Origin of the sequence: Stenotrophomonas sp. CASM101, assembly GCF_049384845.1 — a bacterium.
Lineage (GTDB): Bacteria > Pseudomonadota > Gammaproteobacteria > Xanthomonadales > Xanthomonadaceae > Stenotrophomonas > Stenotrophomonas hibiscicola.
Map to the genome: position 1 here is coordinate 424,009 of NZ_JBMRFR010000001.1, position 15,789 is coordinate 439,797.

Consider the following 15,789-nt stretch of genomic DNA (forward strand, 5'->3'; position numbering starts at 1 on the left):
TAATTGCTCCTGTCTAGCGAAGGCTGGATGAGAAGGTGCGGTGCTCAGCGCAGCATCTGCTGCAGGGCACCGGCGATATCGGTAAAGGCGCCGTTGAGATCCGGGCCGGGCGTAGCGTTCGCGCGTGCCAGCGGGCGGCCCTGCGCGGCGACGATGACTTTCAGCGAGCGCAGCAGGCGGGCTGCGGCCTCGGCCTGCGGATGGCCCTCGCGCTGGGCGCGCAACAGCGCCTGCACCGCCGGGTTGTCGAGGTTGAGGTACAACCGCGATGGTGCGCGTGATTCGATGCGCGCGGTGAACTGGCGCGCCAGGCGCAGCGCGGCCATCGAGACGCGCTTGTCGTTCTCGTCGTCTTCCAGCCGCTGCTTCAGCTCGGCCTCGCGGTCGGGCACCACCACCACCGGCAGCGCCTCCGGGCTGAAACGTGCGGGCAGCAGCTGCTCGCCGTCGCCCAGCTGTTCGCGCAGCCACGCCAGCTGCGCCTCGTCGAGGCTGTCATCACTGCGGAACAGTGCGCGGTTGCCCTGCTCGGTACCCAGCTCGACCAGGCGCAGGCCCTTGGCCTGGGCCCAGCGCCGCAGGAACGGCACCACCGCGTAGCGATGGCCATGCGCGACCGGTACGCCCATCGCGCGGAACAGCATCTCTTCAAAGCCGCCGCCGTTGTCGAGGATGACATGCACGGCACCGCGCGCCGGCAACGCGCTGGCCGGCAGGTCGCCCTGCGAGGTCGGCACCCGCACATGCTCCATCAGCAGTTCGAACAGGCGCTCATCGCACAGTGCCGCACCCAGCAGGGCCTCGTTGTGGCGGGTCAGCACGCGCCGCCAGGCTTCCGGCTGCTGTTTCGCGACGTCGGCCAGGCCGTCGATCAGCGCCTCCAGCAGTGCATGCTGCACCGCGCGGTACTGGTCATCGCGCTGCAGGTCTTCGCGGCTGGCGGTGGGCGTCAACCGCGAGGATTCGATCACTCCGCCGATGAAACCGGCCCACGGCGGCAGCAGGTCGCGCGCGTCGTCATCCAGCAGCATGCCGCGCACGAACACCGACAGGTTGCGGTTGTCGCTGGTGCCATAGGTGGCGCCGTCCTGCACCCACAGCAGGCCGGTGGCATCGCTGTTGCCATCGGCACGCAACGGCACGGTGACGATCGGCTCGAAATCATGCTCGAACCGCGCGGCGAACTGCAGCGCCTGGCGGCGGGCCTGCACCGGATGCACGGCAACATCCCCCTGATCGCGCCACGGTGGTGGCTCGGGATTGATCGCCTCGGTCGCAGCGCCAATGAAGATCGGCTCGGACAGCAGCGCGCAGTAGCGGCCCAGCACCTCGTGCAGGCGCGCCTCGTTGGCCAGCGGCAGGAAATCAGGATGCAGCTCCAGCTCCACCTCGGTGCCGACCGCACGTGCCGGCACTTCGCTTACCGTGTACTGCTCGGCATTGCTGGACACGTACAGATGGCCCAGGTCCGGGGTCTGGTACGAGGTGGTGCGCACGCTGACCCGGCGCGCCAGCACGAAGGCCGACAGGAACCCGAGGCCGAACATGCCGATCAGGCCCTCATCGTCCTCGCCGCCCTGGCGCAGGCCACGGGTATAGCCGACGCCGACGGTGGCCAGGTAATCGTGGATCTCCTGGCGGGTCAGGCCGGCACCGGTATCGGAGATGCGCAGCACGCCGGCACCGGCATCGACCTGCACCGAGATGCGCGACGGCACTGCGACGCCGGGCTGTTCGATGCGGCGGCGGATGATCGAGTCGTGCGCGTTCTGCACCAGTTCGCGCAGCGCCACCACCGGGGTGGAATACAGGTGCTTGCCCAGCACCGTCATCAGTCCATTGAGATCGACCCCGGCGCGACGGATCTCGGCGTTGGGGGTGGTGAGCGCGGTGTCCTGCATGTAATCGTTTACTCCTGGGCACGGAAAGACGCCAGAGGGCGTCTTCGTCGAGCGGGAAAAACTAGCACAGTGAAGCTGACCGTTACTGCATTGGACACTTGTAGAGCCGAGCCCATGCTCGGCTGCTGTTCGACCACCAGTCGAGCATGGCTCGACTCCACAGAAAGCAGCCGAGCGTGGGCTCGGCTCTACAGGGCTGGCATCACGCCGCGTCGATGGCCTCGGACAGGCGTTCTACCGCGATCACCTCCATGCCTTTCACCGAACCGCCCTTGGGCGCATTGGCCTTGGGCACGATGGCGCGCTTGAAGCCATGGGTGGCGGCCTCGCGCAGGCGGTCTTCGCCATTGGGCACCGGGCGGATCTCGCCGGACAGGCCCACCTCGCCGAAGGCGATGGTCTTCTCCGCCAGCGGCCGATCCTGCAGCGACGACAGCACCGCCAGCAGCACCGGCAGGTCGGCGGCGGTCTCCTGCACGCGGATGCCGCCGACCACGTTGACGAACACGTCCTGGTCGCCGACCAGCACGCCGCCGTGCCGATGCAGCACCGCCAGCAGCATCGCCAGGCGGTTCTGCTCCAGGCCGACCGCGACACGGCGCGGGTTCGACAGCGGCGATGCATCGACCAGCGCCTGCACCTCCACCAGCAGGGGCCTCGTGCCCTCGCGGGTGACCATCACGCAGCTGCCCGGCTGATGGGTGCTGCCGCCGGACAGGAAGATGGCCGATGGATTGGAGACTTCCTTCAGGCCCTTGTCCCCCATCGCGAACACGCCCAGTTCGTTCACCGCACCAAACCGGTTCTTGAAGGCGCGCAACAGGCGGAAGCGGCTGCCGCTCTCGCCTTCGAAGTACAGCACCGCATCAACCATGTGCTCCAGCACGCGCGGGCCGGCGATGCCGCCCTCCTTGGTGACGTGGCCGACCAGGAACACCGCAGTGCCGGTTTCCTTGGCAAAGCGCACCAGCCGTGCCGCGCTCTCGCGCACCTGGCTTACGGAGCCGGGCGCCGCGGTCAGCGTTTCGGTCCACAGGGTCTGCACCGAGTCGGCCACGATCAGCCGCGGGCCGGCCTTGGCCGCGTGCTGCAGGATCGACTCGACGCCGGTCTCGGCCAGCGCATTGACGCCGTCCAGCGGGAGCTCCAGGCGATGCGCGCGGCCGGCGACCTGCGCCAGCGACTCTTCACCGGTGACGTACAGCACCGGCAGTTCGGCCGCCATCTTCGCCACCGCCTGCAGCAGTAGCGTCGACTTGCCGATGCCCGGGTCGCCGCCCACCAGCACCACCGCGCCTTCGACCAGGCCGCCGCCCAGCACGCGGTCGAACTCGCCGATGCCGGTGGAGACCCGGCGATGCTCGGTCTGCTCCACGTCTTTCAGCGCGGTGATCTTCGGCGGGTCGATCTTCCCGGCCCAGCCGGCCCGCCGCGAGGCCGGCGCCTTGGCCGCCGCCGCGCTCTCCAGCACGATCTCCGACAACGAGTTCCAGGCGTTGCACTCGGTGCACTGCCCCTGCCACTTGCTGAATTCGGCGCCGCATTCATTGCAGACGTAGGCGGTGCGGGCTTTTGCCATCGGATGATTTCCAGCAATGGGAACAGGCGTGGCAGGATAGCCGAGCCGGGTCGCAGGTGCTGCGACCGCTCAAGTCCCGTCCACCCGCGCCGATAGCGGTCGCGGGCGTGCGCCTTGCGGGCGCCCCTCCCTCTCCCTCTGGATTCAACATGACTGGCAGTTACAGTCAGAGCCTGGTCGCCATCTCGCTGCTGGTGGCCATTCTTGCTTCGTACACGGCGCTGGACATGGCCGGCCGCCTGGCCACGGCCGAGGGGCGCGTGGCACGCTGGTGGCTGGCGGGTGGCGCGGCGGCCATGGGCCTGGGGATCTGGTCGATGCATTTCATCGGCATGCTGGCCTTCGACCTGCCGATTCCGGTCGGCTACGACCTGGGCATCACCCTGTACTCGCTGGCCGTCTCGATCGGCGCTTCGGCCTATGCGCTGTGGCTGGTGTCGCGCTCCAGCCTGCCGTGGCGGCGGCTGCTGGCCGGTGCGGTACTGATGGGCCTGGGCATTGCCACCATGCACTACCTGGGCATGGCCGCGATGCGCATGCAGCCCGGCATCGACTACCACCCGGGCTGGTTTGCCGCCTCCATCGCGGTGGCCATCGGTGCCGCAGGTGCGGCGTTGTGGATCGCCTTCCGGCTGCGCGCCGAGCAGCGCAACACCCTGCTGCTGCGCGCGCTCGCATCGCTGGTGATGGGCCTGGCCATCGTCGGCATGCATTACACCGGCATGGCGGCGGCGCGCTTCCCCGAAGGCAGTATCTGTGGCGCCGTCGGCAGCGGCGGCATCGACACGCGCTGGCTGGCGGTGCTGGTGATCGTCACCACCGTGGCCACGCTGGGCATCGCCCTGGTGGCCTCGCTGTTCGACCGGCAGATGCGCGTACGCACCGGGCTGCTGGCCGATTCGCTGGCGCACGCCAACGACAAGCTGATCCAGGCGGCACTGCACGACCCGTTGACCCAGCTGCCCAACCGCATGCTGCTGCAGGACCGCATCGAGCAGGCCATCGAGAAGGCGCGGCGACGCAATCATGCGGTGGCGGTGATGTTCTGCGACCTGGATGGCTTCAAGGCGGTCAATGATGCCTTTGGCCACCAGCTTGGCGACCGCCTGCTGGTGGCGGTGGCGCAGCGCATCGGCGGCCTGCTGCGCCCGCAGGACACGTTCGCCCGCCTCGGCGGCGACGAGTTCGTGATCGTGCTGGCCATCGATATTCCCGACGATGCGGTGGTGGTGGCCGAGCGCATCATTGCCGCCGCCGGTGAGCCGTTCACGCTGGATGCGGCCGAACTGCAGGTCAGCGCCAGCCTGGGCATCGCCCTGTACCCGGACGACGCCAGCAATGAGCGCGAACTGATGGCGCACGCCGATGCGGCGATGTACCACACCAAGGAAACCGGGCGGAACGGCTATACCTTCTTCACTCCCTCGATGCAGCTCAGTGCCAATCGCCAGCTGCGCCTGCTGCAGGACCTGCGCAAGGCCATCGCCCGCAACGAACTGATCCTGCATTACCAGCCCAAATTTCCGGCCGCGGGCGCACCGGCCACCGGCGCCGAGGCGCTGCTGCGCTGGCAGCACCCGGAGCTGGGGCTGCTGGCGCCGGATGTGTTCATTCCGATCGCCGAACGCAGCGGCCTGATCCTGCCGATCGGTGACTGGGTACTGGACCAGGCCTGCGCGCAACTGCGGGCATGGCACGATGCCGGGCATGCGGAATGGACCATGGCGGTGAACCTGTCGCCGCTGCAGTTCGCCTCGCCGGCACTGCTGGACAGCGTGCGCGAGGTGCTGGAGCGGCACCGGATCGAACCGGCACGGCTGACCCTGGAGATCACCGAGACCACGGCGATGAAGGACGTCGATGCCAGCCTGGCCATCCTCAACGACCTGACCACGATGGGCGTGCACATCGCCATCGACGACTTCGGCACCGGCTATTCCAGCCTGCTGTACCTCAAGCGCATGCCGGCCACCGAACTGAAGATCGACCGCGCGTTCGTTCGTGACCTGGAATGCAACGACGAAGATGCCGCCATCGTGTCGTCGATCATTGCGCTGGGCCGCACCCTGCAGTTGCAGGTGGTGGCCGAAGGCGTGGAAACGCAGGCGCAGCGCGAGTACCTGAGCGAGCTGGGCTGCGACCAGCTGCAGGGCTACCACCTGGGCCGGCCGATGGAGGCAGAGGAGTTCCTACGCCGGGTGGCAGGGTAAAGCCGGCCGCTGGCCGGCGTCCCGCAATTGCCGGCCAGCGGCCGGCACTACCGGACAACGGAAAACCAGAAAGGCCGCCCGAGGGCGGCCTTTCTGCGTGGCAACGTCGCGAGGACGTCAGTGCATCATGTGCACGTTCATGTTGTGCATGACCCACAGGGTGCCGATCACGATGATGCCGATCACCACGACGGTGAAGGCCGCAGCGTTGACGTTCCAGCGGCTTTCCGAAGAGCGGTCCAGGTGCAGGAAGAACACCAGGTGGACCAGCATCTGCAGCACCGCGGTGACCGCGATCACCACACCGTTGACGGTGCGCGAGAAATCGCCCGACATCACCATCCAGAACGGGATGACGGTCAGCACCACCGCCAGCACGAAGCCGATCAGGTACGACTTCACGCTGCCGTGGCTTTCGCCGCCGGTGCCGTGGTCGTGTGCATGGTTGTCATGTGCCATTACAGCGCTCCATTGAGGTAGACGACGGAGAACACGCCGATCCAGATCAGGTCCAGGAAGTGCCAGAACAGGCTCAGGCACGCCATGCGGGTCTTGTTGGTCGCGGTCAGGCCGTACTTTTTCAGCTGCACGAACATCACCAGCAGCCACAGCAGGCCCGCGCTGACGTGCAGGCCGTGGGTACCGACCAGGGCGAAGAACGCCGACAGGAAGGCACTGCGGTCCGGACCGTAGCCCTGATGGATCAGATGCTGGAACTCCCACACTTCCATGCACATGAAGCCGAAGCCCAGCAGCCAGGTGATGCCCAGCCACAGGTACATCTGGCCCATCTGCTTGCGGTGCATGGCAATCATGCCCAGGCCGAAGGTCAGCGACGAGGTCAGCAGCAGCGCGGTTTCCCACGCCACGAACGGCAGCTCGAACAGGTCCTTCGCGGTGGGGCCACCATCGGTACCGCCTGCCAGCACCACGTAGGTGGCGAACAGCGAGGCGAAGATGAGGCAGTCGCTCATCAGGTACACCCAGAAACCGAAGACGGTGTTGCCGCCGGTGTCGTGGTGCTCGTGGTCGTCATGGCCATGGGCCGCCGCGTGTGCGGCGTGCCCGTGGCTCAGGGTCGAGGTATTGGTGCTCATGCCTTCAGCTCCGACTTCACCAGGCCCTGGGCTTCCAGGTGCTTGCGGTGTGCGTTCTCGATGCGTTCCACCTCGGCGGCCGGGACCCAGTAGTCCACGTCCTGGTCGAAGGTGCGGTAGATGAACGTGGCGATCATGCCGACGAAGCCGACGATGGCCAGCCACCAGATGTGCCAGATCATCGCGAAGCCGAACACCAGGCTGAAGGCACCGATGACAACGCCCGTGCCGGTGTTGCGCGGCATGTGGATGTCGGTGTACTTGGCCGGCTTCGGCCAGGCTTCACCACGCTGCTTGCGTTCCCAGAAATCGTCCAGCTCGGTGACGTCCGGCAGGGTCGCGAAGTTGTAGAAGGCCGGCGGCGAGGAGGTTTCCCACTCCAGCGTACGGGCATCCCACGGGTCGCCGGTCAGGTCGACGGTCTTCTTGCGGTCGCGGATCGACACGGCCACCTGGATGATCTGGCACAGGATGCCGGCGCCGACGATGAACGCACCGCAGGCAGCAACCAGCAGCAGCGGCTCGTAGGCCGGGTTGACGGTGCTCTGCAGGCGACGGGTCATGCCCATGAAGCCCAGCACGTACATCGGCATGAAGGTCACGTAGAAGCCGATGAACCAGCACCAGAACGCGCACTTGCCCCAGAACTCATTGAGGCGGAAGCCGAACATCTTCGGCCACCAGTAAGTGATGCCGGCGAACATGCCGAACACCACGCCGCCGATGATGACGTTGTGGAAGTGGGCGATCAGGAACAGGCTGTTATGCAGCACGAAGTCGATGGCCGGGATCGCCAGCATCACGCCGGTCATGCCGCCGATGACGAAGGTGACCATGAAGCCGATCGTCCACAGCACCGGGGTGGTGAAGTGCACGCGACCGCGGAACATGGTGAACAGCCAGTTGAAGATCTTCACGCCGGTCGGGATCGAGATGATCATCGTCGTGATGCCGAAGAAGGCATTGACGTTGGCACCCGAGCCCATGGTGAAGAAGTGGTGCAGCCACACGATGAACGACAGCACGCCGATGCAGGCGGTGGCGTACACCATGCCCTTGTAGCCGAACAGCGCCTTGCGCGAGAACGTGGCGATGACTTCGGAGAACACACCGAACGCCGGCAGGACCAGGATGTACACCTCCGGGTGACCCCAGATCCAGATCAGGTTGATGTACAGCATGGCGTTGCCGCCACCATCATTGGTGAAGAAGTGCGTACCCAGGTAGCGATCCAGGGTCAGCAGCACCAGGGTGATGGTCAGCACCGGGAAGGCAGCGACGATCAGCACGTTGGTCACCAGGGCAGTCCAGGTGAACACCGGCATCTGCATCAGCTTCATGCTGGGGGTACGCATCTTCAGGATGGTGATGAAGAAGTTGATACCACTCAGCGTGGTACCCAAACCCGCCACCTGCAGGCCCCAGATGTAGTAGTCCATGCCGACGCTTGGACTGTATTCGATACCCGACAACGGCGGGAACGCCAGCCAGCCGGTGGCGGCGAACTCACCGATCCACAGCGACAGCATGATCAGCACCGCGCCCGCCACGAACAGCCAGAAGCTGAGCGAGTTGACGAACGGGAACGCAACGTCACGCGCACCGATCTGCAGCGGCACGGCCAGGTTCATCAGGCCGGTGATCAGCGGCATCGCCACGAAGAAGATCATGATCACGCCGTGGGCGGTGAAGATCTGGTCGTAGTGGTGCGGCGGCAGGTAGCCCTCGGACCCGCCGACGGCGAGCGCCTGCTGGGTGCGCATCATGATGGCGTCGGAGAAGCCGCGCAGCAGCATGACGAAGGCGACGATGAGGTACATCACGCCGATCTTCTTGTGGTCCACCGAGGTGAACCACTCCTTCCACAGATAGCCCCACAGCTTGAACTTGGTGATCAGGGCGACGACGCCCAGGCCACCCAGCACCGCGCCGACCAGGGTGGTCAGCACGATCGGATCGTGGGGGATCGACTCAAGAGAGAGTTTTCCCAACATGTTCATTCTCCCGAACCCGCGTGGCCGGCATGGCCTGCGTGTTCGTGTTCGTTGGCATCCAGGTTTTCACCCGATTCCTTGGAATCATGCGCATCACTGGGGGCGTGGCCCTCGTGCGCTTCATGGGTGGCGGCGTCGGCAGCGGCGGCACCGGCATGCGAGTGCTTCATGCCGTAATGCTTGTTGTCGCCCATGTGCTTGGCGATGACCCAGTCGAACAGGCCTTCTTCGGTCTTGCCGAAGTAGGTGACCGGATACCACTCGGCGTTGCGTGCTTCGCCCAGGGCCTTGAACGAGGCCTTGTCCAGGGTCTGCTCGCCGGCGCGGACCTGGTCCAGCCACTGGCGGTATTCGGCATCGGTGACCGAGTAGGCGGTGAAGTGCATCTTGGCGAAGCCCGCGCCGCTGTAGTGCGAAGACATGCCCGGGAATTCACCGGTCTCGTTGGCGATCAGGTGGAGCTTGGTCTCCATCGCAGCCATCGAGTAGATCATGCTGCCCAGGTGCGGGATGAAGAACGCATTCATCACCGAATCGGACGTGATCTTGAAGTTCAGCGGCGTGTTGACCGGGAACTTGATTTCGTTGACGACCGCCACCTTCTCTTCCGGATAGATGAACAGCCACTTCCAGTCCAGCGAGATCGCCTCGATGGTGACCGGCTTGACGTCCGAATCCAGCGGACGGTATGGATCCAGTGCGTGCGACGAGCGCCAGGTCAGGACCGCCAGGACCAGCACGATCATGCACGGGATCGACCACACCACCACCTCGATCGCCGTCGAGTGGGACCACTTCGGCTCGTAGCGGGCCTTGGTGTTGGAGGCGCGATACTTCCACGCGAACGTCAGGGTCATGATGATGACCGGGATGACGACCAGCAGCATGAGCACGGTGGCCGTGATCAGCAGGGTCTTCTCATCCTGGCCGATCTGGCCCTTCGGACTGAGGATGGCCACGGCATCGCAGCCGGTGAGCATCACCAGCAACGACAGCAGCAGGCCCGGGCGCAACCAGCGCCCAAGGGTTTTCAACGGAATCATCGGTCGATCCAATTGCGAGGGAATGCCGTTCCCCGTCCCTGCCTGTTCCGGCCAAAGCCGGTCCCACCGGTCCGGAAGACAGGCAGGCAGGTGGGGTCGAGTCAGCCTTTCAATTTTAGGCCGTCACCCATCATTTAAGAAAGGCATTGACATTGATCGAGCGCAGGAAAGGCCCGATTCTGGCTGCGACACGTTGTCGCACCGCGCACGCACGATGGCATCGGCCGGTGATCCGCCGCGCTCGGCAAAGTCGCCTGAACAGATTCAGGTGCGCGGACAGACAGGAACATGGGATGCTCCAGGAAGGAGGGACGCCATGGACAAGATCGACTTCAAGAAGCGCGACCGGGCGCTGTACCAGCCCCCGGCAGGCCGGTTCGTCCAAGTGGAGGTGCCACCGTTGCCCTACCTGATGATCGACGGCCGCGGCGACCCGAATACCGCCCCGGCTTACCTGCAGTCGGTGCAGTGGCTGTATGCAGTGAGCTATGCACTGAAGTTCGCGCTGAAGGCCGAGGGCCGGGACTACGTAGTGCCGCCGCTGGAAGCGCTTTGGACCGCCGACGACCCGGCGAGCTTTGTGGCACGCCGCAAGGACGAGTGGTCGTGGACGGTGATGATCCGTACGCCGGACGGGATCAGCCCAGGGCAACTGGAAACCGCCATCGCCAAGGCGACGAAGAAGCTGGGCGAGACAGCGGCTGGCCTTCGTCATAGGGTGCTTGAGGAAGGCCTCTGCCTGCAGACCCTGCATGTGGGCCCCTACGATGACGAAGGCCCGATCCTGGCTCATCTGCACGACGAGCTGATGCCTTCGCTGGGCTACACCTTTGCCGGCCCCCACCATGAGATCTACCTGAGTGATCCGCGAAAGACCGACGCGGCGAGATTGAAGACCGTGCTGCGGCAACCGGTGCGGGCGGTTGGGCCTGACGAGGGTTCTCGCGCATGACCCGAGGAACGTCATGCGCATGATCGAACGACTGCTGCGCTGGACCACCCTGCCCGCCGGGCGCCGGCTGATGGCCGTGCCTGGGGCTACGCTGGTGATCGTGCTGGCCTGCAATCCGGATCTGCTGCCGTTGTTGCCGCTGGTGGATGCGTCGGGACTGGACGTACTGATGCTGTTGCTGGGTGCGCAGGTGGTCGCGGTGCTGCCATGGGTACGCGAGCGGGCCAGCCGCGGGACCAGAGTGCTCGCACGCCTGCTGATCGGCGCATTGGCAGGAGCAGCGGGTGGTTATCTCCAGCAGCTGGCGTGGTGGCTGGCGAAGGATGCGGGGATGGCGCGGCGTTGATGGCGACGCGCCGCCAATCGGCCAAACAAAAAGCCCCGGCCAAAGACCGGGGCTTTTCATTGCAACTGGTGCCGGAAACAGGAGTCGAACCTGCGACCTACGCATTACGAATGCGCCGCTCTACCAACTGAGCTATTCCGGCGGAGCCCGCGATTTTACGGGCTGGGCGCCCCGGCGGTCAATCCACCCGGCTCAGCCCGCTACACCCGGTTCGCACACACCCGCCCCTGGGCAAAGTCCCGCAGGTTCCCCAGCGTGATCGCCGAGATCTCCTGCAGCGCCTCCACGGTGAAGAAGCCCTGGTGGCCGGTCACCAGCACGTTGGGGAAGGTCATCAGGCGCTGGAAGGCCTCGTCGTCGATGATCTCGCCGGACAGGTCCTGGAAAAACAGCGCGCTTTCCTGCTCGTACACGTCGATGGCCAGATGACCCAGCCGGCGCGCCTTCAGCGCGCGGATCACCGCATGGGTATCGACCAGTGCGCCGCGCGAGGTATTGACCAGCATCGCGCCCGGCTTCATCCGCGCCAGCGACGCGTCATTGATCAGGTGGTGGGTCTCAGGCGTCAGCGGGCAATGCAGCGACACGATGTCGGCACGTGCCAGCAGTTCATCCAGCCCGACCCTATCGCCGATTCCGCCGAACGCAGCCGACGGATACGGGTCGTGTCCCAGCACGATGCAACCCATGCCCTTGAAGATGCGCGCAGTGGCCAGGCCGATCTTGCCGGTACCGACGATGCCCACGGTGCGGCCATGCAGGGTGCGCCCGAGCAGGCCATCGAGCATGAAGTTGCCTTCGCGCACCCGGTTGTAGGCGCGATGGGTCTGCCGATTGAGGGTCATCACCAGCGCCAGCGCATGCTCGGCCACGGCTTCAGGCGAATAGGCCGGTACGCGTGCGACGAACAGATCCAGCGCTTTTGCAACCGCCAGATCCACGTTGTTGAAACCTGCGCATCGCAGCAGCACGGCCCGCACCCCCACCGCATGCAGGGCGTGCAGTACCGGTGCATCCAGCCGGTCGTTGACGAACACGCATACGGCTGCGCAATCCTGCGCCAGCGCCGCCGTGTGCACGTCCAGCGCCACATCGAAGTACACGAACGCAAAGCCGTCCCCAGCCGCATCGCGCTGGTTCGCCTCACCAAGGAAGCGGCGGTCGTAGGGACGGGCACTGAAGACGGCGATCTGCATGGATGGGCCTGGGTGGAATGCCATACCGACCATACCGCAGCAGCGCCCGCGTTGGGATGGCACCGGCGATGCCGTCATCGCCGGTGCCGGGTGCCACTTAGAACCTGCAGCCCAGGCCCAGCATCACGCCGTTCTGGATCTGCCCGTCGCGGCGCTCGCCCACATGGTCGGCCATGATCGACAACCGTTCGCTGGCGCGGCTGGTCATGCCCAGGTTCCAGGCCAGCACCTGCTCGCCCACCGCCTGGCTGCTGGCGCCGAACACCAGGTCCGGTGCTGCAGCAAAACCGGTGCTGTAACGGGCCTGCGAATCACCCGGCTCCTTCTGCCGGACCACCCGGGCGCGCGGGGTGATGCGCTCGCCGTTGTTGCCTTCGAACGTCTTGAACAGCTGCAGGCCCGCACCCACGCGGATGCTCTCCAGGCTGCCGCTGCGACCGATCAGTGCTCCGACGCCCTCCCCTTCATTGAAGCGCGTGGCCGAAGTGCGCGCGTAATCCACCACCGGCAGCAACGGCTGGATCACCAGGCCCTTGCCGGTGGTGAACGAGAACGCATGTTCAACACGTGCGGAGATCGCATCGTTGCTGTACTTCGCGCGCAGGGGCTGCTGCAGGCCATCGATACCGCCGATGCTGCGACGGGTCTCATGCCGCAGATCGGTGTAGCGCACGGCCGCCGACAGATAGCCGCGCGCGTACGTCGCATCGAGGTAGCCGCCCACGTCCAGCGCGCGCACATCTCCGGTGAAACCAGAGCCATCGCTGGCCATGGCGTTGTCCAGCGTGGAGACATCCAGATCAGCCAGCCGCAGCTTGGACAGCAACAGGCCCTGGATGTCCGGGTCACTGAGGTGACCCTGCACCGAGAGCGCACCGATGCCCTGCGGGTCGCGGCTGGATGCGGTGTAGATGCTCTGTGCGACATTGATGTAGGTGGATCGCCAGTCGGTATTCCAGCGTGTGAAGTCGTCGTCGACGAATGCCTGCAGCTGGCGTCCGGTGCGCAGGTAGCCGGGATTGATGTCACCGGTCACGTTGGCGGTGACGTTCAGGGTGTCGCCCGGATCGCGGTACCCGTTCGCGGTGATGATCCTGTTGCTGTAGATGTCCTGGCCGGGGAACAACTACAGCTTGCTGCCACTGCCATCGGGGTCGAAGGTGACCGAGGGACCGGTGCCGCGTGCCGGATCGCGCAACACCAGCAGGCCGTTCGGCTTCACCACTTCATACATGACCTTGTGCAGCAGCCCGGCATCCATGCCACCACCGTAGTTGCCACTATAGATCTGGGTCATGCGCGGCGACGGCGTGTAGATCACCTTGCCGCCGCTGCTGGCTGCGTGGATCTGCACCGAGTCGATGAGCGGCAGATCGCCGGCCAGATAGCGCTCGACGCCGCCGGACTGCACGATCGAGCAGGACGAGATGCAATTGCCGGACACGATGGTGTTCAGCCCGGAGGTGCGGATGATGCCCTGCAGCCACTCCCTGGCGATCAACGCGCCACCATTGGACGTACGCAGCACCACCTCACGGACCGGCCGGCCTTCGGCCTGTGCCTTGGCCAGCAATGCCGGCAGGGACACCGCGTCGGCGATAGGTCACATCTCCACTCAGGAAGATACGATCACCCTGCACGTGATTAATTCGTTGCCATGACGTCATCCACCACTGCTATGGCGGCAACGCCCATCAGCCCGGCCAGGGCCAGGCTCAACGTCGAGTACTTCATGTGTCCTCTCTCCACCCGCAACACGCGGATGGAGCGATCAACGCCGCAGCGGGATGATCTCCCCCAGTGGAACGGATCCTGGAAAATGAATACATTCACAATGGGAATTCGATCGATGCACACTCTTCCCCATCCGGTCATCGTCGCGTAAAACTCGACGACGCATTCGCCACCCACCGTCGAGGCCAGCCCTGTCCACCCCGTCTCCCCTGCTCCATCGCGCGCCGGAGCTACCCGCACCTGCGGATGCCTTCATCGCGTTCGTGCGCGAAGAGCGCGCACCGCTGTGCGCGTTCCTGCGCACGCGGGGGGTTGGGCCTGAGGATGCGGAGGATATCGCGCAGGACTGCATGGAGCGGCTGATCCGCTACCGCGCACAGGGCCCGGACGAACTGCGCCTGCTGCTGTATCGTATCGCCCGCAACCGCCTGGCAGACCGCGGCCGCTCACCGCTGTCGCGGCCGCATCTGCCGCTGGCCGAACACGATGGCAGCGACGAACCGTCCAGTTCCTCGCCCGATCCATTGCGCCAGGCCGAGTCAGGGCAGATGCTGTCCCTGCTGCGGCAGGCCCTGTTCAAGCTGCCCGAACGCGCACGCGAGGTCTATCTGCTCAACCGCATCACCGGCATGAGCTACACGCAGATCGCGCGGCATTGTGGAATTACTGCCAAGACCGTGGAAAAACATATCGCCCGCGCCCTGCAGGGCCTGCGTCAGGAGTTGGGATCGGATCCGCTGCACAACGACAGGGACGGCCAATGAGTGGCACCCCGCACAGGGATGATGCACAGCTGTTTGAACGCGCCAGCGCCTGGGTAGCCCGCCTGGAAGCCCCGGACTGCACGTCGGCCGAACGCGAAGCGTTCGAGGACTGGCTGGCCGAAGATCCGGCCCACGTCAAAGCCTGGGTGCAGGCCGAAACCCTGTTCCAGCAGGGCGCTGGGCTTGCGGCTGACCCTTGGCTGCGGACCGCTGCGGCACGCGCGGCGCGTCCGCCGCGCCGGCGCTGGTTGCCGGGCGTGGCCGCTGCTGCCGGTGTCTGCATGGCGATCGGCATCGGCTGGATGGCTGCCGTCGACGGCAACCCGACGCCACAGGTCTACGCCAATGATTCGCACCAGCCACAGCAGCAGACACTGGCCGATGGCAGCGTCGCCATGCTGGATGCTGGCACCACTCTCCGCGCCCGCTTCGGCTGGCGCCATCGTGAGCTGGTGCTGGAGCAGGGCCGGCTGCAACTGCAGGTCGCACCGTCGAACAAAGCGCTGCAACTGCGCGCCGGCGACAGTACGATCCGCGACATCGGCACGACCTTCCAGGTGGAACGCCTGCGCGACGGCCTGGTCGAGGTCGCGCTGCTGGAAGGTGCCGTCGAAGTCAGCAGCGGCGCAGCGCAGCACACGCTGGCGCCCGGCCAGCAGCTGCAGGTTCTGCCTTCCGGCCGTATCCAGCCAGGCCCTGCCCTCTCCTCCACTGCCGCCGCTGAAGGCTGGCTGCAGGGGCAACTGGTGTTCGATGCCACCCCCCTGTCGATCGTGGTCGAACGCATGAACCGTTACGGCCGCACGCCGCTGGTGATCGCCGATCCTGAGATCGCCAGCCTGGCCGTGAGCGGTACCTTCCGTGCCGGCGATGCGCAGGAACTGCTGTCGGCGCTGGAACTGGGGTGGTCCGTGGCTGGCCAGACGCGTCCGGATGGCGCGCTGGAACTGCGCCGCACGTACTGAGGAGACCG

12 protein-coding genes, 1 tRNA gene and 1 pseudogene are annotated in these 15,789 nt (G+C 65.8%); 5 read left to right on the forward strand and 9 right to left on the reverse strand.

Translation table 11 applies throughout. From position 1 onward, the window contains the following. Positions 1-44: 44 nt before the first annotated feature. Positions 45-1,901: an ATP-binding protein gene (locus VG543_RS02125; protein WP_019659271.1), complete on the reverse strand. Its 1,857-nt coding sequence runs from the start codon at positions 1,899-1,901 to the stop codon at positions 45-47. A 202-nt stretch (positions 1,902-2,103) separates the two neighbouring features. Continuing rightward, positions 2,104-3,480, reverse strand: a complete 1,377-nt coding sequence (gene radA, locus VG543_RS02130; protein WP_019659272.1) for a DNA repair protein RadA — start codon at positions 3,478-3,480, stop codon at positions 2,104-2,106. Positions 3,481-3,629: 149 nt separating this feature from the next. Between radA and VG543_RS02135 the strand changes: the two genes are divergently transcribed. Then, complete coding sequence (locus tag VG543_RS02135) at positions 3,630-5,690, forward strand: putative bifunctional diguanylate cyclase/phosphodiesterase (protein WP_423177612.1); 2,061 nt, start codon at positions 3,630-3,632, stop codon at positions 5,688-5,690. A gap of 117 nt (positions 5,691-5,807) precedes the next feature. Here the strand turns inward: VG543_RS02135 and cyoD are convergent, their stop codons facing one another. Genes cyoD through cyoA form a run of 4 tightly spaced genes read right to left on the reverse strand, consistent with a single transcriptional unit; the run spans position 5,808 to position 9,824 of the window. Next, on the reverse strand, positions 5,808-6,149 hold the full coding sequence (gene cyoD, locus VG543_RS02140) for a cytochrome o ubiquinol oxidase subunit IV (RefSeq protein WP_005415725.1): 342 nt from the start codon (positions 6,147-6,149) through the stop codon (positions 5,808-5,810). Then, positions 6,149-6,787, reverse strand: a complete 639-nt coding sequence (gene cyoC / locus VG543_RS02145) for a cytochrome o ubiquinol oxidase subunit III (protein WP_019659274.1) — start codon at positions 6,785-6,787, stop codon at positions 6,149-6,151. Before cyoC ends, cyoD begins: the two co-directional genes overlap by 1 nt. After that, a complete protein-coding gene (gene cyoB, locus VG543_RS02150; protein ID WP_019659275.1) occupies positions 6,784-8,781 on the reverse strand; it encodes a cytochrome o ubiquinol oxidase subunit I in 1,998 nt (665 codons plus the stop codon). Before cyoB ends, cyoC begins: the two co-directional genes overlap by 4 nt. A gap of 2 nt (positions 8,782-8,783) precedes the next feature. After that, complete coding sequence (cyoA, locus tag VG543_RS02155) at positions 8,784-9,824, reverse strand: ubiquinol oxidase subunit II (protein WP_014646391.1); 1,041 nt, start codon at positions 9,822-9,824, stop codon at positions 8,784-8,786. 316 nt (positions 9,825-10,140) lie between these two features. Here cyoA and VG543_RS02160 point away from each other — a divergent pair, with 316 nt between their 5' ends. Further along, positions 10,141-10,776 (forward strand): GyrI-like domain-containing protein, encoded by a 636-nt coding sequence (locus VG543_RS02160; protein ID WP_329848533.1) that lies wholly within the window; start codon positions 10,141-10,143, stop codon positions 10,774-10,776. A gap of 13 nt (positions 10,777-10,789) precedes the next feature. Continuing rightward, positions 10,790-11,122 carry a hypothetical protein gene (locus tag VG543_RS02165; protein ID WP_180876079.1) on the forward strand — a complete coding sequence of 111 codons (333 nt, stop codon included), beginning with the start codon at positions 10,790-10,792 and terminating at the stop codon, positions 11,120-11,122. A gap of 66 nt (positions 11,123-11,188) precedes the next feature. Here VG543_RS02165 and VG543_RS02170 read toward each other — a convergent pair. The 3 genes and pseudogenes from VG543_RS02170 to VG543_RS02180 all read right to left on the reverse strand — a co-directional run bounded on the left by VG543_RS02170 (position 11,189) and on the right by VG543_RS02180 (position 14,052). Next, positions 11,189-11,264, reverse strand: a tRNA-Thr gene (locus VG543_RS02170). A 58-nt stretch (positions 11,265-11,322) separates the two neighbouring features. Next, positions 11,323-12,318, reverse strand: a complete 996-nt coding sequence (locus VG543_RS02175; RefSeq protein WP_423177613.1) for a 2-hydroxyacid dehydrogenase — start codon at positions 12,316-12,318, stop codon at positions 11,323-11,325. 97 nt (positions 12,319-12,415) lie between these two features. Then, positions 12,416-14,052, reverse strand: a pseudogene (locus VG543_RS02180) (autotransporter domain-containing protein). A gap of 254 nt (positions 14,053-14,306) precedes the next feature. On the opposite strand from VG543_RS02180, the gene VG543_RS02185 reads away from it, so the two are divergent. Together VG543_RS02185 and VG543_RS02190 are read left to right on the forward strand one after the other, a co-directional pair. Beyond that, positions 14,307-14,816, forward strand: coding sequence for an RNA polymerase sigma factor (locus VG543_RS02185; RefSeq protein ID WP_111099011.1), 510 nt, complete (start codon positions 14,307-14,309; stop codon positions 14,814-14,816). Next, the gene (locus tag VG543_RS02190; protein ID WP_021202458.1) at positions 14,813-15,781 is read left to right on the forward strand and encodes a FecR family protein; all 969 of its coding nucleotides are present in this window, start codon (positions 14,813-14,815) and stop codon (positions 15,779-15,781) included. The genes VG543_RS02185 and VG543_RS02190 overlap by 4 nt, the downstream gene beginning before the upstream one ends. The last annotated feature ends 8 nt before the right edge of the window (positions 15,782-15,789 follow it).